Genomic DNA, 20,684 nt, shown 5'->3' on the forward strand with positions numbered 1-20,684 from the left:
CCGACGTCCGGCCACAGTCGCACAGCCGTTCGGATAAGCAGCCGGGCGGTCACGAAAACCGGCGGCGAATCGTCACAACTGGCGGTTAGTCTGCCTCCGCGCGTCGCTGCCCCGGGCACCTCGCGCCCCGCGCCCGGTAGGCGCGGCATCGCCGCCACCGCCCACCATCGGCCGGCTCAATCGACTTCAGGAGAGTTAGTGACACAGCAATCCATCGCGACATCGGACAAACTCGACGGTGCGGTGCTCAAGGTGGCGGGCGTCGTCGTCCTTGGCGCGATCATGTCGATCCTCGACGTGACGGTGGTCAGTGTGGCGCTGCCCACATTCCAGAGCGAGTTCGACGCGTCCTACGCCCGCGTCGCCTGGACCATGACCGCCTACACGCTCGCGCTCGCCACCGTGATCCCGCTCAGCGGGTGGGCGGCGGACCGGTTCGGCACCAAACGGCTCTACATGGTGGCGTTGGCTCTGTTCACGATCGGGTCGGGGCTCTGCGCCATGGCCGACACGATCGGCGAGCTGATCGGCTACCGGGTCCTGCAGGGCCTCGGCGGCGGCATGCTCATGCCGCTGGGCATGACCATCATGACCCGGGCGGCCGGGCCGCACCGGATCGGCCGGTTGATGGCCGTCCTCGGCATCCCGATGCTGCTGGGCCCGATCGGCGGCCCGATCCTGGGTGGCTGGCTGATCGACACCGCGAGCTGGCACTGGATCTTCCTGATCAACCTGCCGATCGGCCTGATCGCCCTGATCTACGCGCAGTTCGCGCTGCCGAAGGACGCGCCCGAGCCGTCCGAGTCGTTCGACTTCGTCGGCATGCTCATGCTCTCCCCGGGTCTGGCCCTCTTCCTCTACGGCGTCTCGTCCCTGCCGGAGGTGGGCACCTTCGCCGAGGCCAAGGTGTGGGCCCCGATGCTGGTCGGCGGGGCGCTGGTGGTGGCGTTCGTGCTCTACTCGTTCAGGCCTCGGCACCCGCTGCTCGACCTGCGGCTGTTCCGTAACCGCAGCCTGACCATCGCGTCGGTGACGATGTTCGTGTTCATCATCGCGTTCATGGGCGCCGGGCTGCTGTTCCCGAGCTACTTCCTGCAGGTGCGCGGTGAGTCGACGCTGGCCGCCGGCCTGCTGATGGCCCCGCAGGGCATCGGCGCGATGATCACCATGCCGATCGCCGGCACGCTCGCCGACCGGGTGCCGATCGGGCGTACGGTCCCGTTCGCGCTGGGGCTCATCGTGATCGGGTTCTTCGGCTTCACCCAGGTCGACCCGCAGACCTCGTACTGGCTGCTCGGCGCGTCGCTGTTCGTGATGGGTCTGGGCATGGGCGGCACGATGATGCCGATCATGACGTCGGCGCTGCGGACGTTGCAGGCGCAGGAGGTGGCGCGCGGCTCGACGCTCGTCAACATCCTCCAGCAGATCGGCGGGTCGGTCGGTGCCGCCGTGATGTCGGTGATCCTCACCAACGAGCTGAACGGCTCCCGGCCGATTCCCGGCCTGGTGGACGAGAGCGGCAAGCCGGTCACCGAGGCGGGGCTGGCCATCGCCTCCCAGCAGCGGCCGGAGCTGCTTCAGCAGATGCCGGTCGACCCGTCGCTCATCGAGCGCGGGCTCGACTTCGCCGCCAAGTCGTTCGCCACCACGTTCTGGGTCGCGTTCGCGCTGGTCGTGCTCACCTTCATCCCGGCCGCCCTGCTGCCGCGCCGACGGCAGCCGGCGCAGCTCGACGACCCGCAGGGCGAGCAGATCAAGACGCCCGTCGTCATCCACTGACCGACCCCGCCGCGCCCGGCACCCGCTGAGGTGCCGGGCGCGGCGGGTACGTCGTCAGCGCAACGGACCGTCGCCGGGCCCGTCCGGGTCCTCGACCACGTGGATCGCCGCTTCCTCGGCGCTGGCGGCACCCGCGTCGATGCCGGCGTCCCACGCCACCGCCTCGGCCTCGTCGTCCTCGCGGACGCCGTCGTCGTACGCGACGAGGCGGCCGGCGCGCGCCTCCGCCTCGTACCCCCGGCGGGTCAGCTCGTCCTCGTCGTCGCCACCCTCGGCGTACGGGTCGACATCCGGCACCTCCTGGGCGAGGTGCTGCTCCAGCGACTCGCCCGCCCGCTCCTCGGCGGGCGTGGTGCCGAACCGGTTGGCCGCCGTCCAGTGGTCCTCGGCGACGATGCCGGTGTCGAGGGGGTCGCCGACCAGGTCGTCGTCGAGGGTGTCGGAGGCGTCCAGCACCCCGTCGTCCTCGGCCACGTTCCACTCGTCGACGGAATCCATCCGTTCGGTCTGGCTCACGGCGGTCTCCTCTGTGTCACGGTGCGGCAAAGTGCTCAGCCTATGACCGTGCAACGCGCCCGCACCCCGAGGCCTGCCCGCTGTGACGAACGGACCTCGGGTCGCGCCGTACCCGGGCGGGTCAGCGCTTCAGCAGCTCCGCCACGGCGTCGGTGAACTCGGCCGGCTGCTCGATGTGCGCGAAGTGTCCGCTTCGCGGCAGGGTCACCAGCCGCGAGTCCGGAAGCCCGGCGTGCAGCTGCTCGGCCCAGCGCGGGCCGCAGATGAAGTCGTACGCTCCGACGATCACCACGACGGGCACGGTGATCTCACCCAGGTTGTCCCGCACGTCGAAGGGCGTGGGGTCCTGCGCGCCGGCCGGCGTCGACCAGATCCGGACGGCCGCCTGAAACGGGGCGAACTCGTCCTGTCGACCCCAGAAGTCCGCGAAGTACACCGGCAGGGCGGCGCGCAGCGCGGCGCCCAACGACTCGTCGTCCGTCGCGCCGCCGATCTGCGCGAAGGCGGCCGGGACCGCCGCCGCCTCCGGCCGGTCCGGGTGCCGCTGCGGGTAGGCGGCGAGGCCTGCCATGGCCTCGGCCCAGAACTCGGCGCCGGTGACGGGTGACGTGTCGTACAGGGCGAGGCCGGCGATCCGGTCCGGGTGGGTGAGCGCGTACCGCTGGGCGACGAAACCGCCGTGTGAGTGTCCGAGCAGGTACACCCGGGGTTCGCCGAGGTGCTCGACGACGGCGTGCAGGAACCGGACATAGGTGTCCAGGCGGTAATCGGCGGGGTTCTCCAGCTGCCCGGACGCGCCGGTGCCCACCGGCTCGACGTAGACCATGGTGAAGTGCGTCTCAAGGCTGGGCGTCCGCAGGTACGCCCACTCGATGCCGGGGCCGCCGGAGTGCGCCACGCAGACCGGGCCGGTGCCGGCGACGTGGTAGACCTGCCGAACGTCGTCGACGGTGAACGTGTGGGCACCGGGTGCGAGGGCGCTGACGTCGTGGCTGGTGGAACCCATGAACTATCTCCCGATCCGAGAACCGTGCGGCGTCCGCCGACACGGCGACTGGTGCATGACGCGGACCAGATGCTCGGGTCGGGGGAAAAGTTCGCTCGGCCGGGAGGGTTTTTCAGACCAGCGCGGGGACGGGGTGGAAGAGGGTCAGTTGGCGTACCCGCCCCTCGCGCAGCACCTGCAACCACAGCGCCGCGGGTGGGCAGTGCTCCGGGTCGTCGGGCGGGCTGATCAGGTCGGTCTCCCAGATCAGCACGTCGCCGCTGGCGGCCACGTTGCGCAGCCGCTGACGTACCCCGGCGGTCAGGTCGCGGTTCATGCCGCTGATCGCCAGGTCACGACCGCCGCGCGGGCCGCCCGGCACGATCATTTCGGCGTTCGGCCACCAACTCTCGCGGACCACCCGCTCGAAGTCGCCGCCCATCGCGGTGGCGATCACGTCGCGGCCCTCGCGCCACCGGGCGTCGTTGGCGGCGGCGACGTCGGCGTGCGCCGTGGTCGCGGCCGCGCGCAGACCGCCGGCGAGCGCACGGCGGGCGTGGTTGAGGCGGCTGCGGACGGTGCCGACCGGCACCCCACACACGGCGGCGATCTGCTCGTACGAGGACGCGTCGCTGAAGTAGCGCAGCAGGGTGACCAGGCGGTCAGGCTCGGACAGTTGCTCGATGGAGTGCCACACCCAGTCGCGCATCGCGGCCCGGTCCAGTGCCTCCTCCGGGGTGGGGCTGTCGGCCGGGCCGGTGAACCACTCCGGTTCGGCGACCGGGACGGCTCGGGGCTTGCGTAACGTCGTCCGGCTGGTGTTGCGGACGATGGCCCGCAACCAGGACCCGACGGCGTTCGGGTCGCGAACCTCGCCGATGCGACGCAGGGCGACGACCATGGTGTCCTGCACCGCGTCTTCGGCGTCCGGCCCGTAACCGAGGACGCTCAGCGCGACGGCACGCATCCCGGCCTCGTGCCGGGCCAGCAGCACACCGAGCGCGGCCGCGTCTCCCGCCTGCGCGAGCACGACCAGCTCCGCGTCGCTCTGCGTCACGTCCAGCTCCTCCCCAAAAGCCGGTTTTGCTGGCTTGTGCTCCGTCAAGCGTACGGCGGGCTGGCGTGTCGATGCCCCGAGCGGCCGGCCGTCCTACGCTGCGGGAGGGCCGGCGGCGCGGGTGGCACGGGTGCCGATCTGCCGCAGGTGTGCGATCAACTCCGGCGGCTCGTGCACCTCCAGCTCGCAACCGAGGGTGAGCAGGCGCCACGCCAGCCACTCCAGCGTGTCGGCGTTGCTGCGCAGCCGGCACGAGGTCGCGTCGATCGGGTCCAGCTCGACGCCGGCACCGCTGAGCGGGCCCGCCATCCGCTCGATCGGCGCGTGCAGCGTCACCACCGCTCGGTAGACGGGGGTCAGCTCAAGCAGCTTCTCCGTCATGAACGTGGCGGCGTCGGACGCCGGCAGTTGCCGGGCGGCGACCCGGTTCCGGGTGGGCCGCAGGTCGGTGATCCGATCGACCCGGAAGATCCGCCAGTCGTCGCGGTCGTTGTCGTAGCCCACCAGATACCAGCGTCGCCCGGCCGACACCAGCTTGTACGGCTCGACGAGCCGTTCGGCGTCCACGCCGTCGCGACGGCGGTAGGTGAACCGTAGCCGCTCCCGGTTGTTGACGGCGGCGGCCAGCGCGCTCAGGTGCTCCGGGTCGACAGTCGGTTGGTCCCAGGTGAGCATCGGTTCGGTGGCCGCCCCCAGCGCGCTGACCCGGTGCCGCAGCCTGGATGGCAGCACCTGTTCGAGCTTCGTCAGCGCCCGCACCGAGGCCTCCTCGATGCCGGCCACCGCGTGACCGGCGGCGGTGCGCAGACCGACAGCGATCGCCACCGCCTCGTCGTCATCGAGCAGCAGCGGGGGCATCGCCTTACCGGCGACGAGCCGGTATCCGCCGATCGCGCCCATCGTCGCCCGCACCGGGTAGCCGAGATCGCGCAGCCGCTCCACGTCGCGGCGGATGGTGCGCAGACTGACCCCGAGCCGGGTGGCCAACTCGCTGCCGGGCCATTCGCGGGACGTCTGTAACAGCGACAGCAGGCTCAGCAGTCGGGCGGGGGTGTCGGACATGGCTCCCAGAATGCCAGCGATGTGTGCCAGAAGCTGTCCTATATGGGCCGTAGCGTTTTCGGCATGACACCCTTTCGCATCGACATCAGCCAGTCGGACCTCGACGACCTGCGTGACCGGCTCTCCCGCACCCGGTGGCCCCGCTCGTTGCCCGGCACCGGCTGGAGCCGCGGGGTGCCGGTGGACTACCTCCGTGAGCTGACCGGGTACTGGGCGAATGACTACGACTGGCGGGCGCACGAGGCGCGTCTGAACGACTTTCCCCAACTCCTCACCGAGATCGACGGCTTGGACGTACACCTGCTGCACGTCCGCTCGCCGGAGCCGGACGCGCTGCCGTTGCTGCTCACGCACGGCTGGCCGAACTCCGTCGTCGAGTTCACCGAGCTGATCGGTCCACTGACCGACCCGCGCGCCCACGGCGGTGATCCCACCGACGCGTTTCACGTGGTGGTCCCGTCGGTGCCCGGCTACGGTTTCTCGCAGGCGCCGCCGGCCGGTTTCACGATCGACCGGCTCGCCCGGATGTGGGCCGAACTGATGGCCCGGCTCGGCTACCACCGCTACGGCACCCAGGGCGGCGACCTTGGCGCGTACGTCGCGCCGCGGGTGGCGGCGGTGGCGCCGCAGCGGGTGGTCGGTGTGCACATCGACGGCGGGTTCGGCTTCCCGACCGCCGCCGACGTGCCGGACATGAGCGTGGCAGAACGCGCCGAGTGGGAGCAGATGCAGCGGTGGATGAGCGGTGGCGTGGACCATCACGCGCTGCTGCGGGCGGCGCCGCAGACCTTCTCGTACGCCTGGAACGACTCGCCGGTCGGGCTGCTGGCCTGGATGATGCAGAAGTTCAAGGAGTTCACCATGACGGTGCCCACGCCGGAGCAGGTCATCGACCGGGATCACCTGCTCACCAACGTCAGCCTCTACTGGTTCACCGGCACGTCCGGAACGTCGTCGTGGCCCATGTACGAGCGGCTGACCGTTACCGAAGATGGCGGTTTCGCCTGGCCGACGGGCCAACGGCGGGTGCCGTCCGGTGTGTACGGCGGTGGGTCCGCGTTGATGCGCCGCCTCGCAGAACGGGACAACACCATCGTGCACTGGCCGCAGGGCAACCCGGGCAGCCACTTCGTGGCGATGGACGAGCCGCTGGCGCACGCCGCGGACATCCGCACGTTCTTCCGAGAGTTGCGATGACCGAGCTGAGCTGGGACCAGGTCTCCGCCCGACGGCTTCGGCGGCACGGGCTGCACACACCGGCGGCGGGCGCGGCACCGGACGCCGGACGCGTCGCCGACGTGGTGTCGACGATGTGCGGAGCGCACGCCCAGGTCGCGTCGGCCGCCGAGCTGTCCGTCGGGCTGCGGGTGCCGGGCGCGACCCGCGCCCTGGTGCGCCGGGCACTGTGGACGGATCGCACGCTGGTCAAGACCCGGGGGCCACGCGGCACCGTGCACCTGCTCGCTGCCGCGGACCTGCCGATGTGGGTCGGCGCGCTGACCGCGTTGCCGGCCCCGTCGTGGGAACGCAGCGTGGTTCTGCTGACGCCCCAGCAGACCGAGCAGGTCCTCGCGGCCATCGCCGACGCGGTCGCCGAGGCTGACCTGACCACCGCCGAGCTGACCGAGGAGATCGTCGCCCGTACCGGCCCGTGGGCGGGCGACCTGGTCATGGAGGCCTTTCAGGACAGGTGGCCCCGGTGGGTCGCCGCGATGACGGACGCCACCCGCAGCGGGGTGATCTGCTTCGGCCCGAACCGCGGTCGGGTCACCACGTACACCAGCCCGACCCGGTGGCTGCCCGACTTCGCGCCGATGCCCGGTCGCGCCGCCCTGGCCGCACTCGTGCGCAGCTACCTGTACGCGTACGGCCCGGCCACCCCGGCGCAGTTCGCCAGGTGGCTGGCGGTCCCACCGGCGTGGGGGACATGGCTGTTCGACTCGCTCGACCTGACCGAGGTGACAGTGGAGGGCACCACGGCCTGGGTGGCCGCCGACGACACCGACTTCCCCGACGACCGGCCGTCCGGGTTACGGCTGCTGCCCTACTTCGACGCGTACGCGGTCGGCTGCCACCCCCGGGAGCGGCTCTTCCCCGGTGCGGCCGCCACCCGGGCGCTCGCGGGTGGCCAGGCCGGCAACTATCCGGTGCTGCTGGTGGACGGGGTGGTCGCCGGCGTGTGGCACCAACGCCGCTCCGGCCGGTCGATCCGCGTCACCGTCGAGCCGCTGCGCCCGCTCGACGCGGCCCGGCAACGGGCGCTGGCGCAGGAGGTCGACCGGGTGGGCGAGATCCTGGAGGGCCGGGCGTCGTTGACCGTCGGCACCGTCAGTGTCGGCCCGCACGCCTGAGACCACGCCAGCCTGCCGACTGGGCGAGGATGAGAGGGTGCTTCCCGAACCGGTCGACCACGCGCCCCGGCAGGCGTTCCCCTGGGCGGTGCTGCGGCAGCGCTGGGAGGACCTCACGTTCCTGCACTGGGCGGTCGATCCGGCGCTCGTCGCGCCGTTGCTTCCCGTCGGGACCCGTCCCGACACGCTCCACGGGGTCAGCTACGTCGGCCTGATCGGTTTCCGGATGGTCGGGCTGGGCTTCGGCCGTGGCCCGGGGGTGCCCTACTTCGGCACCTTCTCAGAAACCAACGTCCGGCTCTACTCCGTCGACGACGACGGCCGACGAGCTGTGGTGTTCCGGTCGCTCGACGCGTCCCGCCTGGTGCCGGTGCTGGTGGCCCGGGCGACGCTGCGCCTGCCGTACCTCTGGTCGTCGATGCGGTTGGCACGCGACGGCGACCGCCGCACTTACCGATGCCGGCGGCGCTGGCCGGGGCCGGCGGGCGCGACGAGCCGGATGGTGGTGCGGGTCGGGGAACGGATCGTCGAGCCGACCCCGCTCGACCATTTCCTCACCGCCCGTTGGGGGCTGCACACCCGGGCGTACGGACGCACGCTGCACCTGCCGAACTGGCATCCGAGCTGGCCGCTGCACCGGTGCGAGCTGCTGCACCTGGATGACGAGCTGGTCGCCGCCGCCGGGTTGCCGGCACCGGTCGGGCCGCCGGTCAGCGTGCTCTACTCGCCCGGTGTCGGAGTCCGGTTCGGCCCGCCGGTGGCGGCCCGGCTACGTGCCGCCGGGCCGCCGCGGGCTCAGTAGCGGCCACCCTCGGGCGCGGGCAGGGCGTCCAGGTCGGCCAGGTCCTCGGCGCTGAGCCGCACGTCAGCGGCCGCGCAGTTGTCCAGCAGGTATCTCGGGGTCTTGGTGCCGGGGATCGGGATGACCTGATCACCCTGGGCCACCACCCAGGCGAGGGCGACCTGCGCGGGGCTGACGCCCGCCCGGTCGGCGATCTCCCGGACCCGGGCGACGATGGCGAGGTTGGCGCGCAGCGCGTCCTGTTGGAAGCGCGGCAGGCCGCGCCGGAAGTCGTCGGCGGGAAGGTCGTCGAACGAGCTGAACCGGCCGGCGAGGAAACCGCGGCCGAGCGGGGAGAACGGCAGGAAGGCGATGCCCTGCTGGGCGCAGTACGGCAGCACCTCGGTCAACGGGTCGCGGGTCCACAGTGACAGCTCGGACTGCACCGACGCGACCGGGTGCACCGCCTGGGCGCGCACGATCTGGGCGACCGTCACCTCGGAGAGCCCGATCTGCCGGGCTTTGCCGGCCGCCACGACCTCCGCCATCGCGCCCCAGGACTCCTCGATGGGCACCTGCGGGTCGACCCGGTGCAGCTGGTAGAGGTCGACGTGGTCGGTGCCGAGTCGGCGCAGGCTCTCGTCGATCGCCGCGCGGATGTGCTCCGGGCGGCCGTTGTTGCCGATCCTCGGCGAGTTGCCGGGGCCGCCGGTGGGGGAGGTGGCCACCAGGCCGACCTTCGTGGCCAGCACGGCCCGCTCCCGCTCGCCGCCGGTGAGCGCCCGCCCGACCAGCTCCTCATTGGTGTACGGCCCGTACACGTCCGACGTGTCGATCAGTGTCGCGCCCAGGTCCAGTGCCTGTCGGATGACGGAGATCGACGTGTCGTCGTCGCGAGGGCCCGTGATGTCGTAGCCGTGGCTCATGCCCATGCAGCCGAGGCCGATGACGCCGACCTCGGGGCCGGTGCTGCCCAGCGTGGTGGTTCGCATGCGCCCCAGGCTACGACCGACGCGGCCGGCGGGCACCTCGCGCGTCGGGGCGGCCGGGTCGACCGCCCCGATGGTCCGGTGCCCGCGTCGGCCCTCGGGACTTCTCGCCGCTCAGGACGTCAACTGGGTGAAGCGGATGCTGTTGCCGAACGGATCGCGCAGGGCGCAGTCGATCCCGTAGAAGCGTTCGGTGGGTTCCTCGGTGAACTCGACGCCCCGGCCCAGCAGCGTCTCGTACGTCTTGCGGCAGTCGTCGGTGGAGAAGATCAGCGAGCCGCCCATCGCACCCTTGGTGACCAGGGCGCGGACCTGCTGGGCGGTCTCCTCGGACAGCGCCGGTGGGCCGGGCCTCTCCAACAGGATCTGGCGACCCGGCTCGCCGGGGACGTTGACGGTCAGCCAGCGCATGAAGCCCATGTCGACGTCGGCGTTGACCTCCAGGCCGAGCTTGCCGACGTAGAAGTCGAGGGCCTCGTCCTGGTCGAGGACGTAGATCTGTGAGTGCGTGATCGCGGTGAACATGCACGTCACGGTAGGGGTCCGCGCCGCCGGACGCTTATCCGAAACTGCGCGGTGACGACTCTCACCAGAAACGGACTCGCGAGTCCGGTACGGTGGACGCGAAGCGGACCTGCGAGTCCGGATATGCCCACCGTCACCACGAGGAGCCCCATGACCCCGGTACGGATCAGCGACGCCCTGCGCGCGGTGGTCTTCGAACCCACCCGCGACCTGACCGAGGCGCTCGACAAGTTCTACGCCCCGGACTACACCCACCGCAGCGACGGCGAGACCGTCGACCGGGCCGGATTCGTCGAGATGGTGACCCGGGTACGCGCCCAGATCGCCGGCGGCACCGTACGGGTTCTCGACGAGGTGCGCGACGGTCTCCGCTACGCCGAACGACACGTCTTCGAGATCACCATGGTCGACGGGTCGACCGCCAGGCGGGAGATCGCGATCTTCGGGTCGTACGCCGAGGACGGCCGGTTCCGCCACCTCAGCGAGACCGGCTTCGACCTGCCCGCCTGACCCATCTCGACCATCAGCACCGGAGAGAGAGCCATGCCCCGCCTTGCCGACCCCGACCCGAACGCCATTCCGGCCGACGTCCGCGACGTCCTGTCCGCCCTGCCGCCCGACCCGATGGTCAAGATGCTGACCCACTCGGTCGGCACGGTGGCCCTCTTCATCCAGCTCGCGAAGGCGCAGTTCACCTCGCTGGAGCTGCCCGCCCGCTCGCGGGAGCTGGTCATCCTGACGGTCGCCGAGTACGCCGGGTGCGAGTTCGTGGCGGCCCAGCACCGCCCGATGTCCGAGGCCGCCGGCGTCGACCAGCGCACCCGCGACATCATCAGCAGCCGGGACCTCGACAACCCGGGCCTTGCCGCGGACGACCGGACGCTCATCCGGTTCGCCGCCGAGGTGGTGCGCTCACCGCGCGTTCCCGACGACCTCTTCGACGAGGTCCGGGCCAATCTCAGCGAGCGCGAGGTCGTCGAGGTGCTCCAGGTGATCGGCTACTACTGGTCGTTCGGACGGGTGGCCACGGTGCTCAACGTCGAACTCACCACCGTGTACGGCGACGAGCCGTTGCTGACCGGCGGGACCGAACGGGCAGACTGACGCCATGACCCCACCGACGCCGAGCGACCCGGACGCACCCCGTCGGCGGCTGGACGCCCGTCGCAACCAGGAGCGGGTCATCGCCGCCGCCCGGGAGCTCTTCACCGAGCAGGGTCTGCAGGTGACGGTGCCGCAGGTGGCGGAGCGGGCCGGGGTGGGTCGCGCGACGGTGTACCGCAGCTACCCCAGCAAGGAGGACCTGATCGTCGCTGTGGTCCAGCGGCAGTTTGAGGAGCTGGAGCAGCGCATCCGCGCGGCGCTTGACGGCGCTGACGCGTACCAGGAGTGGTGTTCGTTCGTGCCCGACCTGTTCGGACGCCTGGCGCGCGACCGGGTCCTCGCCGACGCGTTCTTCGAGGGCCGGCTGGTGCCCGCCGCGCGCATCCTGAGCCTGATCGGGCAGCTGGTGGCGGCGGCCCGGCTGTCCGGCAAGATCCGCCAGGACGCCGGGGAGTTGGACATCCGGGTGCTTCTCTGCGGGGCGGTTCGGCAGCTCATCGTGCTCGACGAGCGCGACCCGGCGGTGTGGCGCCGGTACGCCGACCTGGTGCTCAACGCGCTACGCCCCTGACCATCGGGCTGACACTTAGTGCTTGACCTCAGTGTCAGCCCGATGGAATAGTTAGGCGTATGGCTAAGCATGTGGGGGGCGACGCGCTCGACGGCGTGCTCCACGCGCTGTCCGACCCCACCCGCCGCCAGGTCGTGGAGCGCCTCGCGGCGGGTCCGGCCACGACCAGCGAGCTGGCCCGCCCGTTCGACATGGCGCTGCCGTCGTTCACCCAGCACCTGCACGTCCTTGAGCGCTCCGGCCTGGTGACGTCGGAGAAGCGGGGCCGGGTGCGCACCTACCGGCTCGCGCCTCAGTCGCTCGAACGCCTCGACACCTGGCTCGCCGCGCAACGCGCCCGGTGGACCCGACGCCTCGACCAACTCGACTCGGTTCTCTACGACCTGAAGGAGCAACAGCGATGACCGACTACCCGGTGAACCCCGACCTCGATCTCGTCCTGGAACGCCGCGTCGACGTGGCCCCCGAACTGGTCTGGCGGGCCTGGACCACGCCCGAGCTGCTGATGCGGTGGTTCAGCCCGAAACCCTGGTCGACCGTCGCCTGCGAGATCGACCTGCGGCCCGGCGGCCGGTTCGACACCACCATGCGCTCGCCTGAGGGCCAGGAGTTCCCGAGCAGCGGCTGCATCCTGGTGGCCGACGAGGGCTCGACGCTGGTCTTCACCTCCGCCATGGGCGGCGGGTTCCGCCCGGTCGTCACCACCGACGGCTTCCCGTTCACCGCAGTGATCCAGATCGAGCCGGACGGCGCCGGCACGAAGTACACCGCCACCGCGATCCACGCCGACGCGTCGGCGAAGAAGTCGCACGAGGAGATGGGCTTCCACGAGGGCTGGGGTGCGGCGCTGGACCAGCTCGTCGAGCTCGCCAGGACCCTCTGAGCAGCGGCTCCGCTTGCCTGCATCGGCGTTGATCGATATTGTCGGCGGAGGCGCCGCCCCGCCTCAGGCCACCATCGTCGATCCGAAGCGGGTTCCGCATGCGCACACTGAGACTTGTCACGACCCTGGCCGTCGCCGGCCTGCTCGCCGGTGGGGCGGCGGTGGTCGCCGCCACACCGGCCAGCGCGGCGACCGCCGTGTTCTCCGTGACGAACAACTGGGGCAACGGCTACCAGGGGCAGGTCACCGTCACCAACGACACCTCCGCGCCGATCAGCAGTTGGCGGGTCGAGTTCGACCTGCCGTCCTCCTCGACCATCACCCAGTCGTGGAACGCGCAGCAGACCACCTCGGGCAGTCACTACACCTTCGCCAACGTGTCCTGGAACGGCAACCTCGCCGCTGGCGCCTCGACCTCGTTCGGCTTCCTCGTCAACGGCACCGGCACCCCGGTCAACTGCACGGTGAACGGCGCCGGCTGCGCCGGCGGCCCACCCCCGACCACGCCGCCGACCACGCCACCCCCGACCACCCCGCCGCCCACCACCGGCACGCCCGTCGAGCGGCACGGGCAGCTGCGGGTCTGCGGCACCACGATGTGCGACAAGTCCGGCGCCCGGGTGCAGTTGCGCGGCATCAGCAGCATGTGGCTCAACTGGGAGACCGCCCCGTACGCCGAGAACCTCTCCGCGCTGCGCTGGATGCGCGACAACTGGAACCTCCAGGTGATCCGCGCGGCGATGGGGGTGGAGCCGGCGGGGGCGTACCTCAGCGACCCGGCCAAGGCGCGCGCACAGGTGGAGACCATCATCAACAACGCGGTCACCGCCGGGGTGTACGTGATCGTCGACTGGCACGCGCACGAGGCACAGAACAACCAGTCCCAGGCGGTGGCGTTCTTCGGCGACCTGGCCCGCCGGTACGGCAACCTGCCCAACGTCATCTGGGAGCCCTACAACGAGCCGCTCCAGGTCAGCTGGACCACCGTCATCAAGCCGTACCACCAGGCGGTGGTGTCCGCGATCCGCGCCGCCGACCCGGACAACATCATCGTGCTCGGCACCCCGACCTGGTCACAGGACGTCGACGTCGCGGCGGCCAGCCCGGTCGCCGGCACCAACCTGATGTACACGCTGCACTTCTACTCCTGCACGCACGGGTCGTCGCTGCGGGCCAAGGGGGACGCCGCGATCCGCGCGGGTCTGGCGCTGTTCGTCACGGAGTGGGGCGCCAGCAACGCCGACGGCGGCCTCGACGGCCGGGCCTGCCTGCCCGAGGCGCAGTCCTGGATCGACTGGATGAAGGCGAACGGCATCTCCTGGACGGCCTGGAAGCTCGACGTCGGCACCGACACCACCAACCTGCTCAGCCCGGGCGCGCCGGTGACCGGCGGGTGGACCAACTACCTGCACGGCCACGCGCCGTTCGTAGTGGCGAACATGAGGTGACCCCGGCCGCTCCCAGGCCATGATCGACACGAGTTCACTGATGTCGGGGTATCCGGATCGACGGGATACCCCGACATCGCCATGCCCGTGTCGATCAGGCAGCAGCGCGCGGATCGATCGCCGTGCCGGCGGATGGACAGAACGGCGGGTCACCTTAACGCGCCGGAAACGCCCCCGGTACCAACCCTGGGAACGCTCGTCGGACAGTCGACACCACCGACACGCGAACCGGGGTGACCATGGCCGACAACACCACGAACGTGCCGACGTACGACGGGCCGGTGGGCCGGTCCGGCAATGGCCGGCCAGCGCCCACGCCGCGCACCAACCGGGCCCTGTCGCTCGACGACGGCGACCCGGCTGACCTGGCCACGATCGGGGTGGAGGAGGAGTTCCACGTCGTCGACCTGCACACCCGGGAGTTGGTGCCCCGCGCCGGCGAGCTGCTCGACCGGTTGCCGGCGGCCTCGTTCACCGCCGAGCTGCACCGCAGCGTGGTGGAGACCAACACCGCGGTCTGCCGCACCCTCGACGAGATCCGCGCCGAGCTGACCGGGCTGCGGCACAGCGCGGTCCAGGTCGCCGACCGGGCCGGGCTGGGCATCGTGGCGGCCGGTACGGTGCCGTTGCGGGCCGACGGTGACCCCAGCGTCACACCCACCTCCCGCTACCGGCGGATGCTCGACGAGTACCAGATGCTCGCCCGGGAGCAGCTGATCTGCGGGGCGCAGGTGCACGTCGGCGTCGCCGACCGGGACCTGGCGGTGGCGGTCACCCGCCGGGTCCAGCCGTGGCTGCCGGTGCTGCTCGCCCTCTCCACCAGCTCGCCGTACTGGATGGGTCAGGACAGCGGCTACGCCAGCGTCCGGTCGCTGGTCTGGCAACGCTGGCCCACCGCCGGTGACCCGGGCGAGGTGACCAGCGCCGCCGACCACGAGGCGCTGGTCGCCGAACTGATCGCCTCCGAGACCATCACCGACCCCGCCATGATCTATTTCGACGTCCGGCCGTCGGCGCACGTGCCCACAGTGGAGCTGCGGATCACCGACGCCAACGCCGACGTGGAGACCATCGTCCTGCTCGCCGGCCTGTTCCGGGCGCTCGTCCGGCGGGAGGTCGCCGCCCTGCGCGCCGGGGTGGAGCGCACCGCCGTGCGACCACCGGTGCTGCGGGCGGCCGTGTGGCGGGCGGCCCGCTCCGGCCTGGAAGGTGACCTGCTCGACCTGCCCCGCTCGGCCCGGCCGGTGCCGGCCGCCCAGGCGGTCCGCCGGCTGGTGACCGACCTGCGCCCGCAACTGGAGGCGACCGGTGACTGGGAGCAGGTCCGCGAGCTGACCCGGTACGCGCTGGAGCACGGCAGCTCCGCCGCACGGCAGCGGCGGGCGTACGAGCGGCGTGGCCGGTTGGCCGACGTGGTCGACCTGCTGCTCGACGAGACCCGGGGTCGGGTCCGAGGGCCGCTGCCGGGTGCGTCGACACCACCGGCGCTGCCCACGTACGCCGACGCCGGCGACGAGGTATTCGGACCGGCCGGACCGCAACCGGCGTACGCCCCGATGCTCGCGGCCCTGCGTCAGCTCGGTGCCGGCGTCCTGCGTCAACGCGAGCACGACCGGGACGAGGAGCAGCGGGCCCGGGGGGTGACGTTCAGCGTGGCCGGTGAGGCGAGCACCCGGCTCTTCCCGGTGGACCTGGTGCCCCGGGTGGTGCCCGCCGCCGACTGGCGGACCCTGCGTACCGGCCTGGTGCAACGCGCCCGCGCCCTCGACGCGTTCCTGCGCGACGTCTACGCCGACCGGACGGTGGTGGCCGACGGCGTGGTGCCGGCGTGGGTGGTGGAGTCGTCACCCGGGCTGCGCCCGACCGGGGCGCTGATGGGCCGGCGGGGCACCCGCGCCCAGGTGTCCGGCACCGACCTGGTCCGCGACCCGGACGGCGGCTGGTACGTGCTGGAGGACAACCTGCGGGTGCCCTCCGGGATCGGCTACGCGGTGCAGAACCGTCGGCTCACCCGGGCGGTGCTGCCGGAACTGCCGGTACCGGAGGATCTGCTGCCCGCCGACGAGACGCCGGCGATGCTGTACCGGGCGTTGGTCGCCGCCGCGCCCGCCACGACCGACGACCCCGCCGTGGTGGTGCTCAGCGGCGGCCCGGGTGACCCGGCGTGGTTCGAGCACCGGCTGCTCGCCGACGAGATGGGGGTTCCGCTGACCGAGACCAGCGACCTGCTGGTGGAGGAGGGCCGGGTCCGGCTGGTCCGGGAGGGCTGCCGCCGCGAGGTGGACGTGATCTACCTGCGGATGGACGAGGAGGCGCTGCTGCACGCCCCGGGCGCGGACGGGGTGCCGTTGGGGTGGCCGCTGCTCGCCGCGGTGCACGCCGGGCGGCTCACGCTGGCCAACGCGCTGGGCAACGGCGTCGCCGACGACAAGGCGTTGTACGCCTACGTTCCCCGGCTGATCGAGTACTACCTGGGCGAGAAGCCGTTGCTGGGAGACGTGCCCACGTACCTGTGTGGGCTGCCCGAGCAGCGGGCCGAGGTGCTGGGCCGGCTCGACCAGCTGGTGCTCAAGCCGGTCGACGGGTACGGCGGTGACCGGGTGGTGATCGGCCCCCGGGCCGAGGCCGAGGAGTTGGACGCGGTCCGGGAGCAGATCCTCGCGGCCCCGCACCGGTGGATCGCCCAGGAGGTGGTCGCGCTGACCACCCACCCGGTCTTCGACGGCACGGCGCTGGCTCCCCGCCACGTCGACCTGCGGGCGTTCGTGTTCCTCGGTGACACCGCCGAGGTGGCGCCGGTGGCGCTGACCCGGGTGGCGCCGGCCGGCAGCATGATCGTCAACTCGTCGCGGGGTGGCGGCTCGAAGGACACCTGGCTGCTCGGTGGAGCCGACGAACCGCCGGTGTAACCCACGCTTGACTGACCCGTCATCGGGACGCAACCCGGCCCGCCAAGCCTGGACCGGTCAGCGGCCCAGCGGGTCCAGCCGATGAGAGGTGCGTGCGAATGTGCGGTATCGGCGGCGAACTCCGCCTCGACGGGTCACCACCGGACCTGGCGGCCGTCGAGCGGATGCTCCCCGCGCTGGCCTCCCGGGGACCGGACGGCGAGGGGCGGTGGCAGCACGGACCGGTGGCCCTGGTGCATCGCCGGCTGCGCATCATCGACCTGTCCGACGCGGGGGCGCAGCCGATGGTCGACCTGGAGCTGGGTCTGGCGACCGTCTTCAACGGCTGCATCTACAACTACCGGGATTTGCGCGACGAGCTGACCGCCGCCGGTTACGCCTTCCGGTCCACCTCGGACACCGAGGTGATCCTCAAGGCGTACCACAGGTGGGGGACCGCCTGCGTCGAACGGTTCTACGGGATGTTCGCGTTCGCCCTGGTCGAGATGGCCACGCACACGGTGGTGCTGGCCCGGGACCGGCTCGGCATCAAGCCGCTCTACCTGGCCGAGGGGCCGGGCCGGGTGCGCTTCGCCTCGACGCTGCCGGCGTTGCTCGCCGCCGGTGACGTCGACACCGACCTCGACCCGGTGGCGCTGCACCACTACATGAGCTTCCACTCGGTGGTGCCGCCGCCCCGCACGATCCTCACCGGGGTCCGCAAGCTGCCGCCGGCCACCGTGCGGGTGATCACCGCGGACGGTCGGAGCACCGACACCACCTACTGGCGGCCGGAGTTCAACCGGGCCGCCGCCCCCGCCATGTCCGCCGACGAGTGGCAGGAGCGGCTCATGGCCGCGCTGCGCACCGCCGTACGTCGGCGGATGGTCGCCGACGTGCCGGTCGGCGTGCTGCTCTCCGGCGGTCTCGACTCCAGCCTGATCGTCGCCCTGCTGGCCGAGCAGGGCCAGAGCGGCCTGGCCACCTTCAGCATCGGCTTCGAGGCGGCGGCGGGGGAGAGCGGCGACGAGTTCCACTACTCCGACCTGGTGGCCCGCCACTTCCACACCGACCACCAGCAGATCCGCATCGGCGCGCAGCGCTTCGTCCCCGCCGTGCACCAGGCCATCGCGGCGATGAGCGAGCCGATGGTCAGCCACGACTGCGTGGCGTTCCACCTGCTCTCCGAGGAGGTCTCGCAGCGGATCACCGTGGTGCAGTCCGGGCAGGGCGCGGACGAGATCCTGGCCGGCTACGACTGGTACCCGCCGATGGCCAACGTGGCCCGCGCGGACGCCGTCGAGGCGTACGCCCGGGTGTTCTTCGATCGTCGCCACGACGCGCTCGGCGGGCACCTGGCGCCCGAGTGGATGCTCGACCGCGACGCCAGCCTGGAGTTCGTCGCCGCGCACTTCGGCGCGCCCGGCGCGGACACCGCGCTGGACGCGGCGCTGCGGTTGGACAGCCTGGTGATGCTGGTCGACGACCCGGTGAAACGGGTCGACAACATGACGATGGCGTGGGGGTTGGAGGCCCGGGTGCCGTTCCTCGACCACGAGGTGGTCGAGCTGGCCGCCGCCTGCCCACCGGCGATGAAGCTCGCGCAGGGCGGCAAGGGTGTGCTGAAGGCGGCGAGCCGGGGCATCGTCCCGGACGAGGTGATCGACCGGCCCAAGGGTTACTTCCCGGTGCCCGCCATCCGGCACCTCGCCGGCCCGCTGCTCGACGACGTGCGGGACGCGCTGACCGCCCGACCGGCGCGCGAGCGGGGCCTGTTCCGCAAGGACTACCTGGAGGAGTTGCTGGACGCGCCGAACGCCCGGCGGACCACGCTGGGCTCCAACGCGCTCTGGCAGCTCGGGCTGCTGGAGCTCTGGTTGCAGCGGATCGGGGTTTAGATGAGCGTACGGACCGAGGCGCCACGCACCGCCCGGCGGGCCCGACCCGCGATCCCCCGTCCGGTGTCGCCGCCGGTGGGTGCGGACTTCGCCCCCGCGCCGTCGCCGGACGGTCGCCGGGTGGCGTTCCTCTCCGACCGGGCAGGTACGCCCGGCGTCTGGGTCTGCGAGGTGGACGCGGGCACGCCCGTCGCGCTGCCCGTCGGCGACGAGCCGGTGCTCGCGCTGAGCTGGTCCCCGGACGGGCAGTGGCTGGCCTGCGTCGTCGCCCCCGGCGGTGCGCCCCGCACCGAGCTGTGGGTGCTGCGCCCGGACGGCACGCGACGCCGCCAGGTCGCCGGGTTCGGCCGGCGTAGCGCCACACTGGCCGGCTGGTTGCCCGGCGGCGCGCTGATGGCGGTAACCGAGACCGACGCGCACGGGCGGGCCCTGCTGGTCGACGCGGCCACCGGACACCGGCGGGTGCTCGCCGAGGGTGAGCTGCTCACCCTCCTGGACGTCACGGCGGACGGCGGGGCGGCCCTGCTGCGTCGCGGCCCGCGCAACGCCCGCTGGCTGGAGCTGCTCGACGTGGCCACCGGGGTTCGCCGGCGGCTGCTGCCCGACAGCGGACGGGGCAGCACCGACCAGGGGTGGTTCGGCCCGGACGGCACGAGCGTGCTGGCCCGCACCGACGCGTACTCGGAACTGGCCGCGCTGGTGCGGGTCGACCTGACCCGACCGGAGCAACCGCCGACCCGGCTCGCCGGTCGGCCGGACGCCGAACTGGAACACGTCACGCCGAGCGCGGACGGGCAGCGCGGCGCGTTGTTGTGGAACACCTACGGCGGGCGCAGCGAGCTGAGCCTGCTCGACTTCACCAGCGGGGTGCAGCGGGCCGTCGCCGCCCCCGGCGAGGTGCTCGGCGACGCCGTCTTCGCCGCCGACGGCGGCCTGCTCTGCCTCACCGCGCAGGGGCCGGTGCGGCCCCGCGAGGTGTGGCTGGTCGACCCGTCGACCGGGGCGTCGCGCCCGCTGCGGTCGGACACCGCCGCGCGTACGGACGACGCCGGTGTCGCGCCGTACCTTGTCGACCTGCGGGCCCGCGACGGGTTGCCGCTCTCCGGCTGGCTCTACCGCCCGGCCGGGCCAGGTCCCTGGCCCACCGCGATCAGCCTGCACGGTGGCCCGGAGGCGCAGGAGCGTCCCGGTTACCACCCGCTGTTCCAGGCCCTGGTGGCGCAGGGCGTCGCGGTGTTCGCGCCCAACGTGCGCGGCTCGTCCGGGTTCGGCCGTTCCTTCGTCGCCGCCGACAACCTCGCCGGCCGCTACGGGGCGATCGCCGACGTGGCGGCCTGCGCCGAATTCCTCGTCGACGCCGGTGTCGCCCGGCCCGGTCAGCTCGGCTGCCTGGGCCGCTCCTACGGCGGTTATCTGGTCCTGGCGGCTCTGGTGAACTTCCCCGGGTTGTTCGCCGCTGGGGTCGCCGAGTGCGGCATCTCCGACTTCCACACCTTCTTCGCCGGCACCGAGCCGTGGATCGCCGCCGCCGCCGTCAGCAAGTACGGCGACCCGCGGCGGGACGCGGACCTGCTGCGCGACCTGTCGCCGATGACCCACATCGACCGGCTCGACGTGCCGGTGCTGCTCATCCACGGCGCCAACGACACCAACGTGCCGGCGGGCGAGTCGGCGCAGGTCGCCGAGGCCCTCGCCGCCCGGGGTGTGCCGCACGGGCACCTGGTGCTCGCCGGTGAGGGGCACGACTTCCTGAGCCGTGCCAACGCCGAGGCGGCCCGGACGGCCACCGCCGCCTGGCTGACCCGGCACCTCGCCGCCACCGCGAGCGTGCTCGGCTGAGGCGTTAT

At 72.2% G+C, this 20,684-nt stretch carries 19 protein-coding genes; 13 read left to right on the forward strand and 6 right to left on the reverse strand.

All coding sequences use genetic code 11. The annotated features are described in order from the left end of the window. The first annotated feature begins 198 nt into the window (after nucleotides 1–198). Nucleotides 199–1,779, forward strand: a complete 1,581-nt coding sequence (locus AB0C03_RS05360) for a DHA2 family efflux MFS transporter permease subunit (protein ID WP_030335371.1) — start codon at nucleotides 199–201, stop codon at nucleotides 1,777–1,779. Nucleotides 1,780–1,833: 54 nt separating this feature from the next. On the opposite strand, the gene AB0C03_RS05365 is transcribed toward AB0C03_RS05360, so the two are convergent. From AB0C03_RS05365 to AB0C03_RS05380, 4 genes are all read right to left on the reverse strand, one after another. Next, nucleotides 1,834–2,295 (reverse strand): DUF5709 domain-containing protein, encoded by a 462-nt coding sequence (locus AB0C03_RS05365; protein ID WP_081883976.1) that lies wholly within the window; start codon nucleotides 2,293–2,295, stop codon nucleotides 1,834–1,836. Nucleotides 2,296–2,416: 121 nt separating this feature from the next. Then, the gene (locus AB0C03_RS05370; protein WP_357634598.1) at nucleotides 2,417–3,301 is read right to left on the reverse strand and encodes an alpha/beta fold hydrolase; all 885 of its coding nucleotides are present in this window, start codon (nucleotides 3,299–3,301) and stop codon (nucleotides 2,417–2,419) included. A 112-nt stretch (nucleotides 3,302–3,413) separates the two neighbouring features. Continuing rightward, nucleotides 3,414–4,337 (reverse strand): RNA polymerase sigma factor, encoded by a 924-nt coding sequence (locus tag AB0C03_RS05375; protein ID WP_357634601.1) that lies wholly within the window; start codon nucleotides 4,335–4,337, stop codon nucleotides 3,414–3,416. A 93-nt stretch (nucleotides 4,338–4,430) separates the two neighbouring features. After that, a complete protein-coding gene (locus tag AB0C03_RS05380; protein WP_357634603.1) occupies nucleotides 4,431–5,399 on the reverse strand; it encodes a helix-turn-helix transcriptional regulator in 969 nt (322 codons plus the stop codon). A 63-nt stretch (nucleotides 5,400–5,462) separates the two neighbouring features. Here AB0C03_RS05380 and AB0C03_RS05385 point away from each other — a divergent pair, with 63 nt between their 5' ends. Genes AB0C03_RS05385 through AB0C03_RS05395 form a run of 3 tightly spaced genes read left to right on the forward strand, consistent with a single transcriptional unit; the run spans nucleotide 5,463 to nucleotide 8,552 of the window. Continuing rightward, nucleotides 5,463–6,596 (forward strand): epoxide hydrolase family protein, encoded by a 1,134-nt coding sequence (locus tag AB0C03_RS05385; RefSeq protein ID WP_357634606.1) that lies wholly within the window; start codon nucleotides 5,463–5,465, stop codon nucleotides 6,594–6,596. Then, nucleotides 6,593–7,750 carry a winged helix DNA-binding domain-containing protein gene (locus AB0C03_RS05390; protein WP_357634609.1) on the forward strand — a complete coding sequence of 386 codons (1,158 nt, stop codon included), beginning with the start codon at nucleotides 6,593–6,595 and terminating at the stop codon, nucleotides 7,748–7,750. Before AB0C03_RS05385 ends, AB0C03_RS05390 begins: the two co-directional genes overlap by 4 nt. 37 nt (nucleotides 7,751–7,787) lie before the next feature. Further along, the gene (locus AB0C03_RS05395; protein ID WP_030335383.1) at nucleotides 7,788–8,552 is read left to right on the forward strand and encodes a YqjF family protein; all 765 of its coding nucleotides are present in this window, start codon (nucleotides 7,788–7,790) and stop codon (nucleotides 8,550–8,552) included. On the opposite strand, the gene AB0C03_RS05400 is transcribed toward AB0C03_RS05395, so the two are convergent. Both AB0C03_RS05400 and AB0C03_RS05405 read right to left on the reverse strand, forming a co-directional pair. Then, a complete protein-coding gene (locus tag AB0C03_RS05400) occupies nucleotides 8,546–9,523 on the reverse strand; it encodes an aldo/keto reductase (RefSeq protein WP_030335385.1) in 978 nt (325 codons plus the stop codon). The genes AB0C03_RS05395 and AB0C03_RS05400 overlap by 7 nt on opposite strands. A 111-nt stretch (nucleotides 9,524–9,634) precedes the next feature. Further along, complete coding sequence (locus tag AB0C03_RS05405; RefSeq protein ID WP_030335387.1) at nucleotides 9,635–10,045, reverse strand: VOC family protein; 411 nt, start codon at nucleotides 10,043–10,045, stop codon at nucleotides 9,635–9,637. 150 nt (nucleotides 10,046–10,195) lie between these two features. Here AB0C03_RS05405 and AB0C03_RS05410 point away from each other — a divergent pair, with 150 nt between their 5' ends. The 9 genes from AB0C03_RS05410 (at nucleotide 10,196) to AB0C03_RS05450 (ending at nucleotide 20,676) form a co-directional block, all read left to right on the forward strand. Continuing rightward, nucleotides 10,196–10,555, forward strand: a complete 360-nt coding sequence (locus tag AB0C03_RS05410) for a hypothetical protein (RefSeq protein WP_357634613.1) — start codon at nucleotides 10,196–10,198, stop codon at nucleotides 10,553–10,555. A gap of 33 nt (nucleotides 10,556–10,588) precedes the next feature. Beyond that, on the forward strand, nucleotides 10,589–11,149 hold the full coding sequence (locus tag AB0C03_RS05415; RefSeq protein WP_030335392.1) for a carboxymuconolactone decarboxylase family protein: 561 nt from the start codon (nucleotides 10,589–10,591) through the stop codon (nucleotides 11,147–11,149). Nucleotides 11,150–11,153: 4 nt separating this feature from the next. After that, nucleotides 11,154–11,720, forward strand: a complete 567-nt coding sequence (locus AB0C03_RS05420) for a TetR/AcrR family transcriptional regulator (RefSeq protein WP_357634616.1) — start codon at nucleotides 11,154–11,156, stop codon at nucleotides 11,718–11,720. A 59-nt stretch (nucleotides 11,721–11,779) separates the two neighbouring features. After that, the gene (locus AB0C03_RS05425; RefSeq protein WP_357634619.1) at nucleotides 11,780–12,124 is read left to right on the forward strand and encodes an ArsR/SmtB family transcription factor; all 345 of its coding nucleotides are present in this window, start codon (nucleotides 11,780–11,782) and stop codon (nucleotides 12,122–12,124) included. After that, a complete protein-coding gene (locus AB0C03_RS05430) occupies nucleotides 12,121–12,603 on the forward strand; it encodes an SRPBCC family protein (RefSeq protein WP_357634622.1) in 483 nt (160 codons plus the stop codon). Before AB0C03_RS05425 ends, AB0C03_RS05430 begins: the two co-directional genes overlap by 4 nt. A gap of 98 nt (nucleotides 12,604–12,701) precedes the next feature. After that, a complete protein-coding gene (locus AB0C03_RS05435) occupies nucleotides 12,702–14,051 on the forward strand; it encodes a cellulase family glycosylhydrolase (protein ID WP_357634625.1) in 1,350 nt (449 codons plus the stop codon). A gap of 239 nt (nucleotides 14,052–14,290) precedes the next feature. Beyond that, complete coding sequence (locus AB0C03_RS05440; protein WP_357634628.1) at nucleotides 14,291–16,960, forward strand: glutamate--cysteine ligase; 2,670 nt, start codon at nucleotides 14,291–14,293, stop codon at nucleotides 16,958–16,960. A gap of 98 nt (nucleotides 16,961–17,058) precedes the next feature. After that, entirely contained in the window at nucleotides 17,059–18,837 is a 1,779-nt protein-coding gene (locus AB0C03_RS05445) for an N-acetylglutaminylglutamine amidotransferase (protein ID WP_357634631.1), read from the forward strand. Then, nucleotides 18,838–20,676, forward strand: coding sequence for a S9 family peptidase (locus tag AB0C03_RS05450; protein ID WP_357634634.1), 1,839 nt, complete (start codon nucleotides 18,838–18,840; stop codon nucleotides 20,674–20,676). The last annotated feature ends 8 nt before the right edge of the window (nucleotides 20,677–20,684 follow it).

The sequence above is a fragment of the Micromonospora parva genome, assembly GCF_040649675.1.
Taxonomy (GTDB): Bacteria; Actinomycetota; Actinomycetes; order Mycobacteriales; family Micromonosporaceae; genus Micromonospora; species Micromonospora parva.

Coding starts and splice junctions, on each gene's coding strand:
- AB0C03_RS05370 (WP_357634598.1), bottom strand. CDS start 3,301: ATGGGTTCCACCAGCCACGACGTCAGCGCCCTCGCACCCGGTGCCCAC.
- AB0C03_RS05380 (WP_357634603.1), bottom strand. CDS start 5,399: ATGTCCGACACCCCCGCCCGACTGCTGAGCCTGCTGTCGCTGTTACAG.
- AB0C03_RS05385 (WP_357634606.1), top strand. CDS start 5,463: ATGACACCCTTTCGCATCGACATCAGCCAGTCGGACCTCGACGACCTG.
- AB0C03_RS05390 (WP_357634609.1), top strand. CDS start 6,593: ATGACCGAGCTGAGCTGGGACCAGGTCTCCGCCCGACGGCTTCGGCGG.
- AB0C03_RS05400 (WP_030335385.1), bottom strand. CDS start 9,523: ATGCGAACCACCACGCTGGGCAGCACCGGCCCCGAGGTCGGCGTCATC.
- AB0C03_RS05405 (WP_030335387.1), bottom strand. CDS start 10,045: ATGTTCACCGCGATCACGCACTCACAGATCTACGTCCTCGACCAGGAC.
- AB0C03_RS05410 (WP_357634613.1), top strand. CDS start 10,196: ATGACCCCGGTACGGATCAGCGACGCCCTGCGCGCGGTGGTCTTCGAA.
- AB0C03_RS05415 (WP_030335392.1), top strand. CDS start 10,589: ATGCCCCGCCTTGCCGACCCCGACCCGAACGCCATTCCGGCCGACGTC.
- AB0C03_RS05420 (WP_357634616.1), top strand. CDS start 11,154: ATGACCCCACCGACGCCGAGCGACCCGGACGCACCCCGTCGGCGGCTG.
- AB0C03_RS05425 (WP_357634619.1), top strand. CDS start 11,780: ATGGCTAAGCATGTGGGGGGCGACGCGCTCGACGGCGTGCTCCACGCG.
- AB0C03_RS05430 (WP_357634622.1), top strand. CDS start 12,121: ATGACCGACTACCCGGTGAACCCCGACCTCGATCTCGTCCTGGAACGC.
- AB0C03_RS05435 (WP_357634625.1), top strand. CDS start 12,702: ATGCGCACACTGAGACTTGTCACGACCCTGGCCGTCGCCGGCCTGCTC.
- AB0C03_RS05440 (WP_357634628.1), top strand. CDS start 14,291: ATGGCCGACAACACCACGAACGTGCCGACGTACGACGGGCCGGTGGGC.
- AB0C03_RS05445 (WP_357634631.1), top strand. CDS start 17,059: ATGTGCGGTATCGGCGGCGAACTCCGCCTCGACGGGTCACCACCGGAC.
- AB0C03_RS05450 (WP_357634634.1), top strand. CDS start 18,838: ATGAGCGTACGGACCGAGGCGCCACGCACCGCCCGGCGGGCCCGACCC.